Below are 15,213 nucleotides of genomic sequence, written 5' to 3'. Positions count from 1 at the left end.
GTTCTGGAGCGAAGCTCAGGACAAAATAGGGACTCAAGGCGACAAAGAAATGACATCGCTCGAATCGCGCTCGACCTGCCCCACCTGGTACTCCCTCGGCGTACACCCGAACTCGCGCTTGAACACCGTGTGCAGGTACTGGGCGGATTTGAACCCGCAGTCATAGGCAATATCCGCAATCGCGGCCCTGGTATTTTCCAGGCTGGAAACCGCAGCCGCGAGTTTGAAGCGCAGGATTTCATCGTGGACGCTGCGGTTCAGTTCACTGCGAAAATGCGCTTCCAGGGACGACCGCGACACGCCGACGTAGTTGGCGACCTGGGCGGTCTTGATGCCCTGGCAGGCGTACTGGCGAATGAAATGCAGCGCCTGCATCACGTAGGGATGGCCGAGGGGTTGGTGCAGGCTTGAGGTCTGCACGTTGACCGCTTCCGGCGGCACCAGGATCTGGCTGCCTGCCGAAGGCATGCCGTGCAGCATCTGGTGCAGCAGGCGCGCGGCGGTGCGGCCCATTTTTTCAGTGCCCTGGATCACCGAGCTCAGCGGCACGCGGGTCAGGGTGCGGGTCAAGGGGTCGTTGTCGATGCCGATCAGTGCCACTTGCTCCGGCACCGGGATGCCGGCGGTGAGGCAGGCCTGCAGCAACTGGCGGGCACGGGCGTCGCTGACCGCGATGATGCCGATGGGTTTGGGCAGGCTGTGCAACCAGGCAATTTGTTGCTCCACCGCCGAGTCCCACAGCGGCGCGCTGGTGCCGAGCCCGCGATACACCTCCACCGGCAAGCCATCGCGCTCCAGCAGGCGGCGGAAGGCTTTTTCGCGCTCCTGGGCCCAACGGTTGATATCGGCTTCAGGCAGGCTGAAACAGGCAAAGCGCGTCAGCCCGGCTTCGATCAGGTGTTCATAGGCCAGCTTGATCAAAGCAAAATTGTCAGTGGCCACATACGGAGTATGCCGTGGGTAAGCCCGCTCATCCTCATAAGACCCGCCCACCGCCACCACCGGCACATGCACACCCGCCAACGCGGGGCCCATCGCCGGGTCGTCGAAGTCGGCAATGATCCCGTCGCCATGCCAGCGCTCGATACCCTTGAGCCGGCAGACGAAGTCCTCTTCCAGGAACAGATCCCACGACACCCGCGTACTGCTCAGGTAGTTGCCGATCCCGGTGATGATGCCGCGATCGTAGATCTTGTTGCCATTGAACAGCAGGGCAATCCGGTGCACAGGCGGGACAGTTTTCACAGGGGCGGCTCCATGCGATATGTCGAGCCACTATGCGCGTAAAACCACTCAAAATCGAACCCCGCTCTGGTGATTTTCATAATCGGTTGGCCGGGGGCCGTTGCTAGTATCGAGGCAAGGTTAACGTGCACTCATAACAACAAGGATCTGGCGATGCCCTACTTTCCCGCGGTCGAAAAAATCCTCTATGAAGGCCCCGATAGCGACTCTCCCCTGGCCTTCCGGCACTACGATGCAAACAAGCTGATCCTCGGCAAACCGATGCGCGAGCACCTGCGGATGGCCGCGTGTTACTGGCACAACTTTGTCTGGCCCGGCAGTGACATGTTTGGCTCCGGCACCTTCCAGCGGCCCTGGCAGCAACCGGGGGAAGCCCTGCAAGTGGCACGCGGCAAGGCCGAAGCGGCGTTCGAGTTTTTCTCCAAGCTAAGCATCGACTACTACAGCTTCCACGACACCGACGTGGCCCCCGAAGGCGCAAGCCTGGCGGAGTACCGCGACAACTTTGCGCGGATGGTCGACCAGCTCGAAGGCCATCAGGAACAGACCGGTATTCGGCTGCTGTGGGGCACTGCCAACTGCTTCAGCAACCCGCGCTTTGCCGCCGGCGCCGCCAGTAACCCGAACCCGGAAGTGTTTGCCTATGCGGCGGCCCAGGTGTTCAGCGCGATGAATGCCACCCACCGTCTCAAGGGCTCCAGCTATGTGTTGTGGGGCGGCCGCGAAGGCTACGAGACCCTGCTAAATACCGACCTCAAGCGCGAGCGCGAGCAACTCGGGCGGTTCATGCGCATGGTGGTCGAGCACAAATACAAGATCGGCTTCACCGGCGAGCTGTTTATCGAGCCCAAGCCACAGGAGCCCACCAAGCACCAATACGACTACGACAGCGCCACCGTGTTTGGCTTCCTGCATCAGTTCGGCCTGGAGAAAGAGATCAAGGTCAACATCGAGGCCAACCACGCCACCCTCGCCGGCCACAGTTTTCACCATGAGATCGCCACCGCCGCGTCCCTGGGCATTTTCGGCAGCATCGACGCCAACCGTGGCGACCCGCAGAACGGCTGGGACACCGACCAGTTCCCCAACAGCGTCGAGGAGCTGACCCTGGTCACCTACGAGGTACTCAAGGCCGGTGGCTTCAAGGGAGGTGGCTACAACTTCGACTCCAAGGTACGCCGCCAAAGCCTCGACGAAGTGGACCTGTTCCATGGCCACGTGGCCGCAATGGACGTGCTGGCGCTGTCCCTGGAACGTGCCGCCGCCATGGTGCAGAACGACGCCCTCGAACAATTCAAGGCCCAGCGGTATGCCGGCTGGGACCAATCCTTCGGGCGTGCCGTGCTTGGCGGCGACTTCAGCCTGGCGTCGCTGGCCGAGCATGCCTTCAGCCACCAACTGAACCCACAAGCCGTGAGTGGCCGCCAGGAGATGCTCGAAGGCGTAGTGAATCGCTTTATCTACCCATGACCGCTACGCTCCAGGTCCAGCAGTGCGTCTAAACAACAATAAAAGGGACTCACCATCATGAAACACCTGAAAACTGTCTTGCTCACCAGCGTTCTGGCACTGCTTTCCAATTCGGTCATGGCCGACGCGGCCCATCCGAAAATCGGCTTTTCCATCGACGACCTGCGCCTTGAACGCTGGGCCCGCGACCGCGATTATTTCACCGCCGCCGCCGAGCAGTTGGGCGCCAAGGTCTATGTGCAATCGGCAGACGCCAACGAACAGCGGCAGATCTCGCAGATCGAAAACCTGATCTCCCGGGGCGTCGACGTGATTGTGATCGTGCCGTTCAATGCCACGGTGCTGAACAACGTGGTGGCCGAGGCCAAGAAAGCCGGGGTGAAAGTGCTGTCCTACGACCGGCTGATTTTGAATGCCGATATCGACGCCTACATCTCCTTCGATAACGAAAAGGTCGGCGAGATGCAGGCCCAGGGCGTGTTGAACGCGCAGCCTAAAGGCAATTACTTCCTGCTCGGCGGCGCACCTACCGACAACAACGCGAAGATCCTGCGCCAGGGCCAGATGAAGGTGCTGCAGCCTTCGATCGACAAGGGCGACATCAAGATTGTCGGCCAGCAATGGGTCAAGGAATGGAACCCCACAGAAGCCCTGAGCATTGTCGAAAACGCCCTGACCGCCAACAGCAACAAGATCGACGGCATCGTCGCCTCCAACGACGCCACCGCCGGCGGCGCGATCCAGGCCCTGGCGGCACAAAAACTCGCGGGCAAGGTGCCGGTCTCGGGCCAGGATGCCGACCTGGCCGCGATCAAGCGCGTGATCGCCGGCACCCAGACCATGACCGTCTACAAGCCCCTGAAGCTGCTGGCGTCCGAGGCGGCCAAGCTCTCGGTGCAACTGGTGCGTGACGAGAAACCGGCCTACAACTCGCAGTACGACAACGGCAGCAAACAGGTGTCGAGCATCCTGCTCAAGCCGACCGCGTTGACCAAGGACAACGTCAACGTGCTGGAAGAAGACGGGTTCTACACCAAAGCGCAAATCGCCGGGCAGTAAGCGTACGGCTCACTGCAGGGGCGGCTTGAGGCCGCTCCTGCCTTTTCGCTGTGGAATGAGTGCCCGCCATGTCCGACTACCTGCTGGAAATGAACAACATCGTCAAGACCTTCGGTGGCGTCAAAGCCCTGAATGGCATCGACATCAAGGTAAAACCCGGGGAATGCGTAGGGTTGTGCGGCGAGAACGGCGCCGGCAAATCGACCCTGATGAAAGTGCTGTCGGCGGTGTATCCCCATGGCACCTGGGACGGCGAAATCCTTTGGGACGGCCAGCCGTTGCGCGCCCACTCCATCGCCGAAACCGAAGCCTGCGGCATCGTGATCATCCATCAGGAATTGACGCTGGTACCCGACCTCTCGGTGGCCGAAAACATCTTCATGGGCCACGAGCTGACACTGCCCGGCGGGCGCATGAACTACCCCGCCATGATGCACCGTGCCGAAGCCCTGATGCGCGAGCTGAAAGTGCCGGACATGAACGTCGCCCTGCCCGTTTCGCAATACGGCGGCGGCTACCAGCAACTGGTGGAAATCGCCAAGGCCCTGAACAAGCAGGCGCGCCTGCTGATCCTCGACGAACCCTCCTCGGCGCTGACCCGCTCGGAAATCGAGGTGCTGCTGGACATCATCCGTGGGCTCAAGGCCAAGGGCGTCGCCTGCGTGTACATCTCCCACAAGCTCGATGAGGTCTCGGCCATCTGCGACACCATCGCGGTGATCCGCGACGGCAAACACATCGCGACCACGGCCATGGCCGAGATGGACGTGTCGCGCATCATCACGCAGATGGTCGGCCGTGAGATGAGCAACCTCTACCCCACCGAACCCCATGCGGTCGGCGAGGTGCTGTTCGAGGCGCGCAACGTCACCTGCTACGACGTCGACAACCCGGGCCGCAAGCGGGTGGACAATGTTTCGTTCAGCCTGCGCCGTGGCGAAATCCTCGGCATCGCCGGGCTGGTGGGCGCCGGCCGCACGGAACTGGTGTCGGCGCTGTTCGGCAGCTACCCCGGGCGCTACCAAGGCGAGGTGTGGCTGGATGGCAAGCCCATTGATACACGCACGCCGCTGAAGTCGATTCGCGCCGGGCTGTGCATGGTCCCGGAAGACCGCAAGCGCCAGGGCATCGTCCCGGACCTGGGCGTTGGGCAAAACATCACCCTGGCGGTGCTGGACCGTTTCTCGCACCTGACGCGCATCGATGCCGAGGCGGAACTGGGCAGCATCGAGCAGGAAATCAAGCGCATGCGCCTGAAGACGGCGAACCCGTTCCTGCCGATCACCAGCCTGTCCGGCGGCAACCAGCAGAAGGCCGTATTGGCCAAGATGCTCCTGACCAAACCCCGGGTGCTGATCCTCGACGAACCGACCCGTGGCGTGGACGTGGGCGCCAAATATGAAATCTACAAATTGATGGGCGCGCTGGCGGCCGAAGGCGTGTCGATCATCATGGTGTCTTCGGAGCTGGCCGAGGTGCTGGGGGTCTCCGACCGGGTGCTGGTGATCGGCGAGGGCCAGTTGCGCGGCGACTTCATCAACCAGGGCCTGACCCAGGAACAGGTGCTCGCCGCCGCCCTCAGCCAACCGAACGGGCATGACAATAATAATGATCGGAAGTCCGCGTAAATGAACCAGGTCAAACAGCTCTTCACCCGCTACAAAATGCTCGCCCTGTTGATCGCCGTGGTGCTGATCTGGGTGTTTTTCAGCTGGCAGACCGAAGGCGGTTTCCTGACCCCGCGCAACCTGTCGAACCTGCTGCGGCAGATGTCCATTACCGGCATCCTGGCCTGCGGCATGGTGCTGGTGATCATCAGCGGCGAGATCGACCTGTCGGTGGGCTCGATGCTCGGTTTGCTCGGCGGCGTCGCGGCGATCCTGGATGTGGTTTATCACATTCCCCTGCCGCTGAACCTGGCCATCGTCGCCCTCTGTGGCTTGCTGATTGGCCTGGGCAACGGCTACATGACCGCGTACCTGCGCATCCCCTCCTTCATCGTCGGCCTGGGCGGCATGCTCGCGTTTCGCGGGGTGCTGCTGGGCATTACCGGCGGCACCACGATTGCACCGGTTTCGCCACAACTGGTGTACATCGGCCAGGGTTACCTGCCGACGGTGGTCGGGGTGATTCTCGGCGTGCTGCTGTTCGGGCTGGCGATATTCCTGACCTGGCGCCAACGCCACAACCGCGCCCTGCACGGCTTGGCGCTGCCGTCGATGCTGCGCGACAGCGTGCGCGTGGTGTTGATCGGTTTCGTGCTGGCCGGCTTCGTCTACACCCTCAACAGCTACGACGGCATTCCCGTGCCGGTGCTGCTGCTTCTGGTGCTGCTGGGGGTGTTCAGCTACGTCACCAGCCAGACCGTCTTTGGCCGGCGCATCTACTCGGTGGGCAGCAACATGGAAGCCACACGCCTGTCGGGGATCAACGTGCAGGCGGTCAAACTGTGGATCTTCGGGATCATGGGCGTGATGTGCGCCCTCGCCGGGCTGGTCAACACCGCGCGCCTGGCGGCCGGTTCACCCTCGGCGGGCAACATGGGCGAACTGGATGCTATCGCGGCGTGCTTTATCGGCGGTACATCGATGCGCGGCGGTTCGGGCACCGTGTACGGCGCCCTGCTCGGCGCACTGGTGATCAGCAGCCTGGACAACGGCATGTCGATGCTCGACGTGGACAGCTACTGGCAGATGATCGTCAAGGGCAGCATCCTGGTGCTGGCGGTGTGGGTGGATGTGAGTACACGGACGGGGCGTCGTTGAGGTTGGGGCAATGGCATGGAGCTTGCTCTTGACCAGCAGGCGGCCGATATCGGCCTCGACTTGAGCAGAAACGACCCACGAGGCACATGCCATGCACAGTTTGTTCTTTGCAACCGCTCAGATGATCAACGGCCGCGTACAGTCCGTTGATTCCATGGACAAACATCAGGACCCAAGGGCAATGCCCCTTGAACTGCAGGCAAAGCTTGGCATCGCCCTTGGGCTGCTGGCCCTCGGCAGCTGTTTCGCGCTGTGGTTGATCGGCGCCTGAGCCTGCCCCAAAAAGAGGCCGGTGTTACCGCCCGGGCAACCCTATCGGGCGGTCCGGATCATGTCGGCAGCTTTTTCGCCGATCATGATGCACACCGAGTTGGGGTTGCCTGAAATCAGGGTCGGCATGATCGACGCATCGGCCACCCGCAGCCCTTCGATGCCATGCACCTTGAGGTCCGGCCCCACCACTGCCCGCTCATCCACCCCCATGCGACAGGTGCCGGATGGATGCAGTGCGGCGTGGGCTTCCTGATGGCAAAACCGCTTCATCGCTTCGCGCGAGCGCACGGTGGGTTCCGGTACATGCCGACGAGCCACGTAGGGTTTGAAGGCCGCCTGGGCCATGATCTGTTCGCCCACAAGGCAACCGTCCACCAGGCTTTCAATGTCGTACGGATCGGAAAAGTAGTTGGGCACGATGCGCGGCGGGGACATCGGGTCGGCGGAGTAAAGCTCCACATAGCCCCTGGACCTTGGCCGTATCTGCCCCAGGTTCAACGTGCAGCCATTGCCGCCGGGCACCGAATCCACACCCTCTTCGATGCCCGCGCCCACCACCATGAAATACTGGATATCCGGGTGCACCGCCGTCTTGTCGCCCCACCAGAACGCCCCGCCTTCAATCAGGTTGGACGCCGCCGGGCCTTGCCGGAACAACGCGTACTGCAACCCCGCCATAAGCTTCCACCACGGTTTTTTGTACTTGTCGTAGCTGTGGGGGCCAGTCAGCTCATACACCAGTGAGATTTCGATATGGTCCTGCAGGTTCTGCCCCACACCGGGCGAATCCTGAACCACTTTGATCCCGTGTTTTTCCAGCTGCTCAGCGGGCCCGATCCCCGACAACATCAGCAACCGGGGTGAGTTGATGGCGCCGCAGGACAGGATGATTTCCTTGTCGGCGTGCATCACCTGGCGCACGCCCTTCTCCAGGTATTCGATGCCGACGGCCTTGTTGCCCTGCATCAGGATACGCAGCACCCGGCAGCCGGTCTTCACCGTCAGGTTCTTGCGCGACTTGGCCGGCGCCAGGTAGGCCACGGCGGCACTGCTGCGAAAGCCGTTTTTGGCGGTGATCTGGTACAGCCCGCAGCCCTCGGGCTGGCCTGAGTTGAAGTCTTCGTTATAGGGCAATCCAAACTGCTGGCAGGCCCGCAGCCAGACTTTGGTCAAGGGATGGATATTGATCGGGTCCGACACCCCCAACGGCCCGCCGACACCGTGCACCTCGTTGCAGAACCGCTCGTTGTCCTCGGCCTTTTTGAAGTACGGCAACACGTCTTTATACGACCACCCGGCGGCGCCCTGTTCGGCCCAACCGTCGTAGTCGGCAGGCACGCCACGGATATAAATCATCGCATTCACCGAGCTGCCGCCCCCGAGCACGCTGGCCTGGACCATGGTCGGCGTTTCGCTGCGGTGCTGGTCCTCGGTCGGCTCCCACGCATAACGCTTGAGCAGCGGGCCCTGGGCGGTCTTGTAGTAGGCGCCGGGAATATGGATGTAAGGGCTGCGATCCCGCGGGCCTTCCTCGAACAGCACCACCGACGCTCCCGCATCCTCACTCAGGCGCGATGCGACTGTGCAGCCCGTGGAGCCGCCCCCGATTACGATGAAATCCACCATGACAACCTCAGATCTTTTTAGTATTCAGCCAGTGTCGAAACGCGCGTTATCAACCGACCAGGCCGGTTAACAGCGTCTTCAATTGTTGGGCGACGGCGTAGCTGTTTTGCTGCTGCTGTTTTTTGCAGAACAACTCACAACTCCACCACCCGGCGTACCCGGTGGCCTTTACCGCGGCGGTCCACTCGACCAGGTCGAGCACGCCGCTGCCGGTGGGCACATCGCGCAGCACCTCCTCATTCGGGATACCGCCTTCGAAGGCCAGTGAGTCGCAGACATGCACGCCGTAGATCACGTCCTTGTCGAGCCGGGCGACGTCCGCAGGGGTCACGCCGCTGGTAAAGCAATGCCAATAGTCGATCACCATCTTCACGTTGCTGCGCCCGGTGCGCTCAATCAGCTGCAGTTGGTGATCCAGGGTGTTGAGCGGCGTCCAGGACAAGGCTTCGAGGTAGAGCAGCAGACCGTATTGCCGGGCCACATCGGCCAACTCCGCCAGGTTGCTTGCCGTGCGGGCGTACTGTTCGGCTTGATCCAGGCCCAGCAAGCCTGAGTAATGCAGGCTCTTGCCGGTCGCCTGAAAATCAATCACCGCCTGTACATTGATCGGACCGGTGAGGACTTGCACGCCTTTGGCGCCCACCAGATTGGCCAGCTCAAATAGCCGCCGGGCTTCCTTGAACAGGTCCTCGCGCTCGGCGCCCTGGCGTTCGATATCCCGCAGGTAGCCGATGCCGGTGACAGGCACGTCGTTGAGCAGTGCTTGAAGCTCTGACTCGCAATAGCCGGCCTGCAGATACGCCTCCAGCTTGCCGCTGTTGATCTCCAGCGCGTCAAAACCCAGCGTCCGGGCTATGTCGATATCCATCGCCAGGGTCGAGTGTTTCGCAACGGTGGAATGCAGGGCGAGGACGTTATTTTGGGTTGCCATATGGCGCTCCTACGGTTGAACAGCGATCAGCCAAGGCACCAACGGCCAACGCCGCGGCGTCCAGCCGTGCTTGGGGCAAGAGGCCCTCGGCGACGGCGGCGACAATCGCCCGAACGATCTGCGGCACGTGGGGCATAGCCTTTGCGGAAATCAGTAATAAGTCGGCCCCGGCATTCAGCGCGGCCACTGCGACCTCGCCGAGGGACATCTGGCCGATGATTGAGCGGTGATCGAGGTCGATGGTCATGACCAGCCCCTTGAAGCCCAACTCCTGGCGCAACACGCCGATCAATTCAGGCGACACCGAGGCTGCCGTGGGCGGTGTGCATGCGGCGAATATCGCCGGGCCCATCATCACCGCATCGGCGCCAGCGTCGATCCCGGCCTGAAACCCGGGCCAGAAGGCCCGCAGTTGCTGCATGGACTCGCTGACCACCGCCGTTTCAGTCGACGGCTGCTGAAACAGCACCGGGTGCCCGGGGAAGTGCTTCAGGGTGCTGGCCATCCCGGCCCGCCGCACGCCGCGCACATAGGCACCGACCATCGCCGCCGTCTGGTGGACATCGCCCGACAGCGTGCGCCCCGCCAGCCACACATTACGGCCGCCGACCACATCCGCCGTCGGCGACAGCAGCAGGTTGACCCCGGTCGCCCGCGCGGCGGTGGCGACCTTGAAGCACGCCTGTTCCAGCGCCGCACAATCCATCGCCCGGGCCACATCGGGCTCCGGCAGCGCCGGGGTCATCCCTTGCAAGCGGTGCACGGCGGAGATGTCGGCATCGGCTGCCAGCAGCAGCGGCCCACCCAGTTCGGTGGCCGTGCCGGTAAAACGCTGCCAGATGTCCAGGGTTTCGGTTTGCAGGCGGCTGGCGCTCATTTTTCCGCTGACGTATTCCTCTCCCGTCTCGCCAAACAACAGGCTGCGCCCGCCATTGCCGAGGAACCGACGCACGTCATCCGTCATCTGCACGTCCAGCAATACCGGGAACAGTACGCCGTAGGCCTTGCGGTCATTCGCGCTCATGGCTGGTTTCCTGGGTGGCGATTGCCAGTTGACGAACCTTGGCAGCGGCGTCCAACAGAACCTGGCGGTCCAGGGTGCCTTCGTGGACGGCGGCGACAATCGCCTCGGCGATGCTGTCCAGGCCTGACTCGCTGGACACCAGCAACAGGTGCGCACCGGCCACCAGGGAGGCTACGGCGGTGTCGGGGATGGTGTTGCCGCGCAGGATCGACACGGCGTCCAGGTCATCGGAAATGATCAGGCCTTCGAAGCCGAGGGTGTCACGCAGTACGCCGATGACCTTCGACGAGGTGGACGCCGACTGCTGCGCATCAATCGCAGGAAACACCGCCGGGCCAGGCATGACGGCTTTTACGCCGGTGGCGATGACCTGCTTGAACACTTCAAGATTGTCATGCAGCAATTCCAGCGGCCCCGGCACGGTGGCTTCGGCAATGGCCGGATCGTGCTCGGTGATGTAGTGCCCGGGGAAGTGCTTGGCAGTGGCGATCACACCCGCGCGCTGCACCCCGCGGATAAACGCGCAGGACACTCGGCTGACTTCCACTGGATCCGCGCCCAGGTGCCGGTTGTGCAGCCATGGATTGACGCCGGTGACCACGTCCACGATGGGCGCCAGGAACAGATTCACGCCCAGCCCGCGGGCCGCGGCGGCCATCTCGAAGCAACGTTGCTCGAGGTCCTCGGCGCCGAGGTCCTGGAGCTGCGCCCGGGTGGCGACCGCCGGGACCAGTTGGTGCAGGCGTTCGATTCCGCCGAGTTCCTGGTCTACCGCGATCAGCACCGCAGAGCCCGCCAGCGCCGTGGCTTCCTTGACGATACTGATGAAATCGGCTTTGGACTCGGCCGCCTTGCGCGCCGGGCTCATGCCTCGGCCCACGTATTCATCCCGGGTTTCCCCGAGCAACAGGGATACACCACCACGGCTCAGGTAACGGCGCACATTGTCGTCCAGGTGCAAATCCCCGAATGCGGGAAGCAGTACCGAATACGCGGCGCGATGCAGTTCGCTTGACATTGTTTTTCCTCAACAGCGTTTGGGTGAGTCGTTGGATGCGCAGCGGTGCCACGCATGAAATCAATTACCGCGGGAAAGGCACCCAGGCCCGCTGCTGGTGGGATTCGAGGCTGGCCTGGGACAACAACACCCCGCGCACGCCTGCGTGAATATCCGGCAACGGGACGCTGGTCGCTGTGCGCCATTGCGCCCCGGCGTCCAGGGCCTCGGCGAAGTCGGCGTACAGCACGGCCAGCGCTTCCAGATAACCTTCGGTATTGCCCGCCGGCAAGCTGGTGAACGTCAGCGTCTGCGGCCTGTTGTCGGACTGGCCTCGCCGATAGATGCGGTCTGCACCGTCAGTGGGCGTGAACAACAGGGTTTCCGGTGACTCCTGGCACCACTCGAGCGAAGCCAGGCTGCCGACGACCTTGAAGCGCAAGCCGTTGCGATGCCCGGGCGCGGCGAAACTGGCCCACAACAATCCATCCACGCCGCCGTCGAATTCCAGTTGCACCACGCAGGTATCGTCCAGGCCCCAACCCGGCACCACGCTGGTCAACTTGGCGTTGAGCTGGGTGCAGCGCTGCCCGGACAGAAACTCCAACAGGTTGAAGGCATGGGTGCCGACGTCTCCCAGCGCGCCGGTGGGGCCGGCCTTTTGCGGGTCACCGCGCCACGCCAGGCTATTGCTCAAGCCGGACACGCCGGGGGCCAGCCACTCCAGCAGGTATTCGACGTACAGGAAGCGCAGCTCACCCAGCTCGCCGGCCTGGATTCGACTGCGGGCGTCCCTGACCATCGGGTAGCCCTGGTAGGTGTAGGTCAGCGCAAAAAATGTCCCGTGGCGCTCGGCAAGGTTCGCCAGCTCCCGGGCTTCGTCAGGGTGGTTGACCAGGGGCTTGTCGCAGATCACCGGGATGCCCGCCTCCAGGAACAACCGGCACGGTTCGAAGTGCAAGTGGTTGGGCGTCACGATAATCACCGCCTCGATCGGGTCGGGGCGGCGAGACTCGGCGGCCGCCATGTCCTCGAACGACAAGTAGATACGTTCGGGTTCAATAGTGAGCGCTGCGCCCGCCTCGCGGCATTTATCCGCGTCGGCAGAGAAAGCGCCGGCAACGATATCGAAGCGATTACACAGGCGCATCGCGGCGCGGTGGTAACTGGCGAAGTAAGCGCCCTGCCCGCCGCCGACCATGCCGACCTTGAGTCGCCTCTTTCCGGGAATGTCGCCGGTCAACCTTGCCATCGCCCAATCCTCCGCAAAAAGCATTGGCCCGAGTATCAGGGGTGACCGGTGTTTCCACCATTTCGCACCCTTGGCGATACCTGACGCGGACTGAAGCACTCCTGCGCAGCACGGGGTGTTACCCGTCGCTATCGAATGTGTTACTGGGCGGACCGCCACCGTCACGATTGACCCGTGAAAACCACAACGCACTGGCGCCGAACCTTCAGTAAAAGCGCTTACAATCTGACGCATTCAGTTATGCTCAAACTTCATGTTTGAACTTAAACAAACGGCATGAAAGATGCTTTGGTAATGATCGGAAGTTTCAAACGCTTAAACGGTTATTACGGTTATGCCCAAGGTTATTCGATAACTGCGCTATAACTTTAATAACTGGCGCCTTAACCCAGCCAAGTACATCGAGATAATAATGCCCAGCCGCCCGGATTCATCGCCCCTGTCATTAGCCGCCGCCACCTCCCACCCCGAGCGACAGCAGGCGCGCAGCGACTTGCAGGCCAATGTGCAAAAGAATCTGAGCACGCTGGTGGAGTCCTGCCGGTCGGTGGCCGACATGTGCCGCAAAGTTGATGTGAACCGCCAGCAGTTCAACAAGTACCTGGTGGGCCAGCACGTGCCGTCGCAGAAGATTCTGCAAAAGATCGGCCGTTATTTCATGATGGAAGCCGAAGACCTCTTCCGCCCGCCCGCCGAGTTCAAGAAGTTCTATGAAGGCTATGAAAACGAACTGCCGACCGGCTTGCGGGCTTCGGAGCAGTTCAATCATTTCCTGCCGCTGGCCAAGCAGTCGGCTGACGTGCTCGAAGACTATCTGGGGGTGTATTACCGCTACCACAATTCATCGATCTACAAGGGCCGGATCCTGCGTTCGGTCACCTGCCTGTACCGCGCCGACTCGATGGTGCAGTACGTCACCGTCGAGCGCTTTCCGCTGCGCGATGGCAGCGGCAAGATCGGTTATTCATTCACCTACCACGGGTTCTGCCTGCTGCTGGGCGATCGCCTGTTCATGGTGGATTTCGAAGGCAAGCAACGTAACGAAATGACGTTTTCGATCCTGACGCCGCAGCATCGTCGGCCGATCCGTTTCCTCTATGGGTTGGTGACGGGTGTGGCGTCGTCCTCGTTCCGCCAGCCTTTCTCCACGCGCATGGCGCTGGGACTGGTGGACAAGGGCAAGATCCGCAAGCACCACTTGCGCAATGCAACGGTGCTGTTGCCCAGCGACCAGTCGATCCCGCTGGACGTACGTGAATACATGACCGGCGACAACGCCACCATCGTATGGGGCGGTCAGGACTGAGGGACCTGCAGGGGCTGGCGTGCCGTCATCATTTCAACCAGCGACGGGCCCTTGCTGTTGAGGGCTTTGACGAGGGTCGCGTTGAGTTGTGACGCGTGTTCCACGCGCCAGGCTTCAAGGCCGAAGTTTCGGGCGATGCCGGCGAAGTCCGGGGCATAGGGTTTGCCATCCGGCAGGTTGAATTCACCGGCCCGGTGCTGCTCGATGGGCGACGTCTGTACGTCGCCCAGGGCTTCGTCACCGTTGCTGTTGAAGACCAGGAACACCACCGGAATGCTGTGCATCACGCACACGGCCATCTCTTGCATCGACTGCAGGAAATCCCGGCTGCCCACGGCACAGACCACCTGGCGGGCGGGCATGGCGAGCTTGGCGCCGATCGCTGCCGGGACGGCCCAGCCGAGGGTGGCGGGGTTGCCGGCGCACAAGTGCCTGCCGGGGTAATGCATCGGGAACATCTTGCGGGCCATGGGCTGGGTGGGGCCGCTACCGAAGACGAGGATGGCGTCGTTTTCCAGCACGGAGGGTGAGGCGCGGCCTTCGCGCAGTACGCTGATTTTACGCGGGGTGGGTTGGGGTTCTGCACGCAGGGTGGCGGGTGGCAGGCTGGCGTTGGTGGAGGCGCCTTGGAGGGCGTCGTCAATGGACAGGCTGACAGGGCCGGGATGGGCGCTCAGCATGGTGTCGAAGGCTTGGCGCAGGGCTTGGGGTAGCTGTTGTAGTGTCGAAACCGTCGCGTGATCTTTCATGACGTTGGCGGCTATCGTTTCGGGCTGGGCGTTACTGATGACCAGCAGCGCGCAGGCGTCCTGGTGCGCGGTGGCGAGGGCTCCCAGGGCTGAGGGGATGCCCAGGGGGCCCGTGAGTACGACGGCCATGGGGCGACCGCATGCACGGTAGTAGCCGTCGGCGAGGTGCACGGCGCTGTGGGCCTGGATGACGTGGATAAAGGGGATGTCGGTGCCCGGGGTCAGCAGCGCTTCCACCAGGGCCCGGGCGCCGTCGCCCGGGGGGCCGGCTACGTAGTCGACACTGTTGGCCTTGAGTGCCTTGGCGATGATTTGGCCACCTGTGAATTTCACTCGATACTCCAGCGAATGCGCGGCGTCTGGGCCGGGATCAGGCTTGGAGTATTCGCCTGGTGCGGGGTGGGCTCAATTTCGCACCTTGGGTAAAAGAGACGCAGATTGACGCAGATATTGGGGCTCACTACAGCACAGCGGCCTGCAGGCCGGCTTGAGTGTTAGAAGCCAAATCAAAAGCTA

General features: G+C 62.4%; 12 protein-coding genes. 5 read left to right on the top strand and 7 right to left on the bottom strand.

All coding sequences use genetic code 11. The features are described 5' to 3' along the window. Positions 1 to 33: 33 nt before the first annotated feature. Complete coding sequence (locus HX801_RS03890; RefSeq protein WP_003219663.1) at positions 34 to 1,245, bottom strand: DNA-binding transcriptional regulator; 1,212 nt, start codon at positions 1,243 to 1,245, stop codon at positions 34 to 36. A 153-nt stretch (positions 1,246 to 1,398) separates the two neighbouring features. Here HX801_RS03890 and xylA point away from each other — a divergent pair, with 153 nt between their 5' ends. The 4 genes from xylA to HX801_RS03870 all read left to right on the top strand — a co-directional run bounded on the left by xylA (position 1,399) and on the right by HX801_RS03870 (position 6,539). Then, a complete protein-coding gene (xylA, locus tag HX801_RS03885; RefSeq protein ID WP_177019763.1) occupies positions 1,399 to 2,715 on the top strand; it encodes a xylose isomerase in 1,317 nt (438 codons plus the stop codon). 57 nt (positions 2,716 to 2,772) lie between these two features. After that, a complete protein-coding gene (gene xylF, locus HX801_RS03880) occupies positions 2,773 to 3,774 on the top strand; it encodes a D-xylose ABC transporter substrate-binding protein (RefSeq protein ID WP_003219660.1) in 1,002 nt (333 codons plus the stop codon). A gap of 68 nt (positions 3,775 to 3,842) precedes the next feature. Beyond that, positions 3,843 to 5,402, top strand: a complete 1,560-nt coding sequence (gene xylG, locus HX801_RS03875; RefSeq protein ID WP_177021628.1) for a D-xylose ABC transporter ATP-binding protein — start codon at positions 3,843 to 3,845, stop codon at positions 5,400 to 5,402. Further along, positions 5,403 to 6,539, top strand: coding sequence for a sugar ABC transporter permease (locus HX801_RS03870; RefSeq protein WP_003219656.1), 1,137 nt, complete (start codon positions 5,403 to 5,405; stop codon positions 6,537 to 6,539). It abuts the gene before it with no gap. Between the two features lie 312 nt (positions 6,540 to 6,851). Here HX801_RS03870 and HX801_RS03865 read toward each other — a convergent pair whose 3' ends face one another. From HX801_RS03865 to HX801_RS03845, 5 genes are all read right to left on the bottom strand, one after another. Beyond that, the gene (locus HX801_RS03865; RefSeq protein WP_177021627.1) at positions 6,852 to 8,438 is read right to left on the bottom strand and encodes a GMC family oxidoreductase; all 1,587 of its coding nucleotides are present in this window, start codon (positions 8,436 to 8,438) and stop codon (positions 6,852 to 6,854) included. 49 nt (positions 8,439 to 8,487) lie between these two features. Continuing rightward, positions 8,488 to 9,369 carry a sugar phosphate isomerase/epimerase gene (locus HX801_RS03860; RefSeq protein ID WP_177021626.1) on the bottom strand — a complete coding sequence of 294 codons (882 nt, stop codon included), beginning with the start codon at positions 9,367 to 9,369 and terminating at the stop codon, positions 8,488 to 8,490. Next, a complete protein-coding gene (locus HX801_RS03855; protein WP_177021625.1) occupies positions 9,353 to 10,393 on the bottom strand; it encodes a glycoside hydrolase family 3 N-terminal domain-containing protein in 1,041 nt (346 codons plus the stop codon). Before HX801_RS03855 ends, HX801_RS03860 begins: the two co-directional genes overlap by 17 nt. Beyond that, positions 10,380 to 11,411, bottom strand: a complete 1,032-nt coding sequence (locus HX801_RS03850) for a glycoside hydrolase family 3 N-terminal domain-containing protein (RefSeq protein ID WP_177019765.1) — start codon at positions 11,409 to 11,411, stop codon at positions 10,380 to 10,382. The genes HX801_RS03855 and HX801_RS03850 overlap by 14 nt, the downstream gene beginning before the upstream one ends. Positions 11,412 to 11,475: 64 nt before the next feature. After that, the gene (locus HX801_RS03845; RefSeq protein WP_177021624.1) at positions 11,476 to 12,642 is read right to left on the bottom strand and encodes a Gfo/Idh/MocA family protein; all 1,167 of its coding nucleotides are present in this window, start codon (positions 12,640 to 12,642) and stop codon (positions 11,476 to 11,478) included. Between the two features lie 439 nt (positions 12,643 to 13,081). On the opposite strand from HX801_RS03845, the gene HX801_RS03840 reads away from it, so the two are divergent. Further along, positions 13,082 to 13,948: a helix-turn-helix transcriptional regulator gene (locus HX801_RS03840; protein WP_032899479.1), complete on the top strand. Its 867-nt coding sequence runs from the start codon at positions 13,082 to 13,084 to the stop codon at positions 13,946 to 13,948. Here the strand turns inward: HX801_RS03840 and HX801_RS03835 are convergent. Further along, positions 13,939 to 15,030 (bottom strand): thiamine pyrophosphate-dependent enzyme, encoded by a 1,092-nt coding sequence (locus tag HX801_RS03835; protein WP_177021623.1) that lies wholly within the window; start codon positions 15,028 to 15,030, stop codon positions 13,939 to 13,941. The two genes, HX801_RS03840 and HX801_RS03835, sit on opposite strands and share 10 nt — an antisense overlap. Positions 15,031 to 15,213 lie beyond the last annotated feature (183 nt).

Origin of the sequence: Pseudomonas sp. G1002 (assembly GCF_013385455.1) — a bacterium.
Lineage (GTDB): Bacteria > Pseudomonadota > Gammaproteobacteria > Pseudomonadales > Pseudomonadaceae > Aquipseudomonas.
Note: the sequence above shows the minus strand (reverse complement) of the source record. Positions and strands in the feature narration are given on the sequence as shown.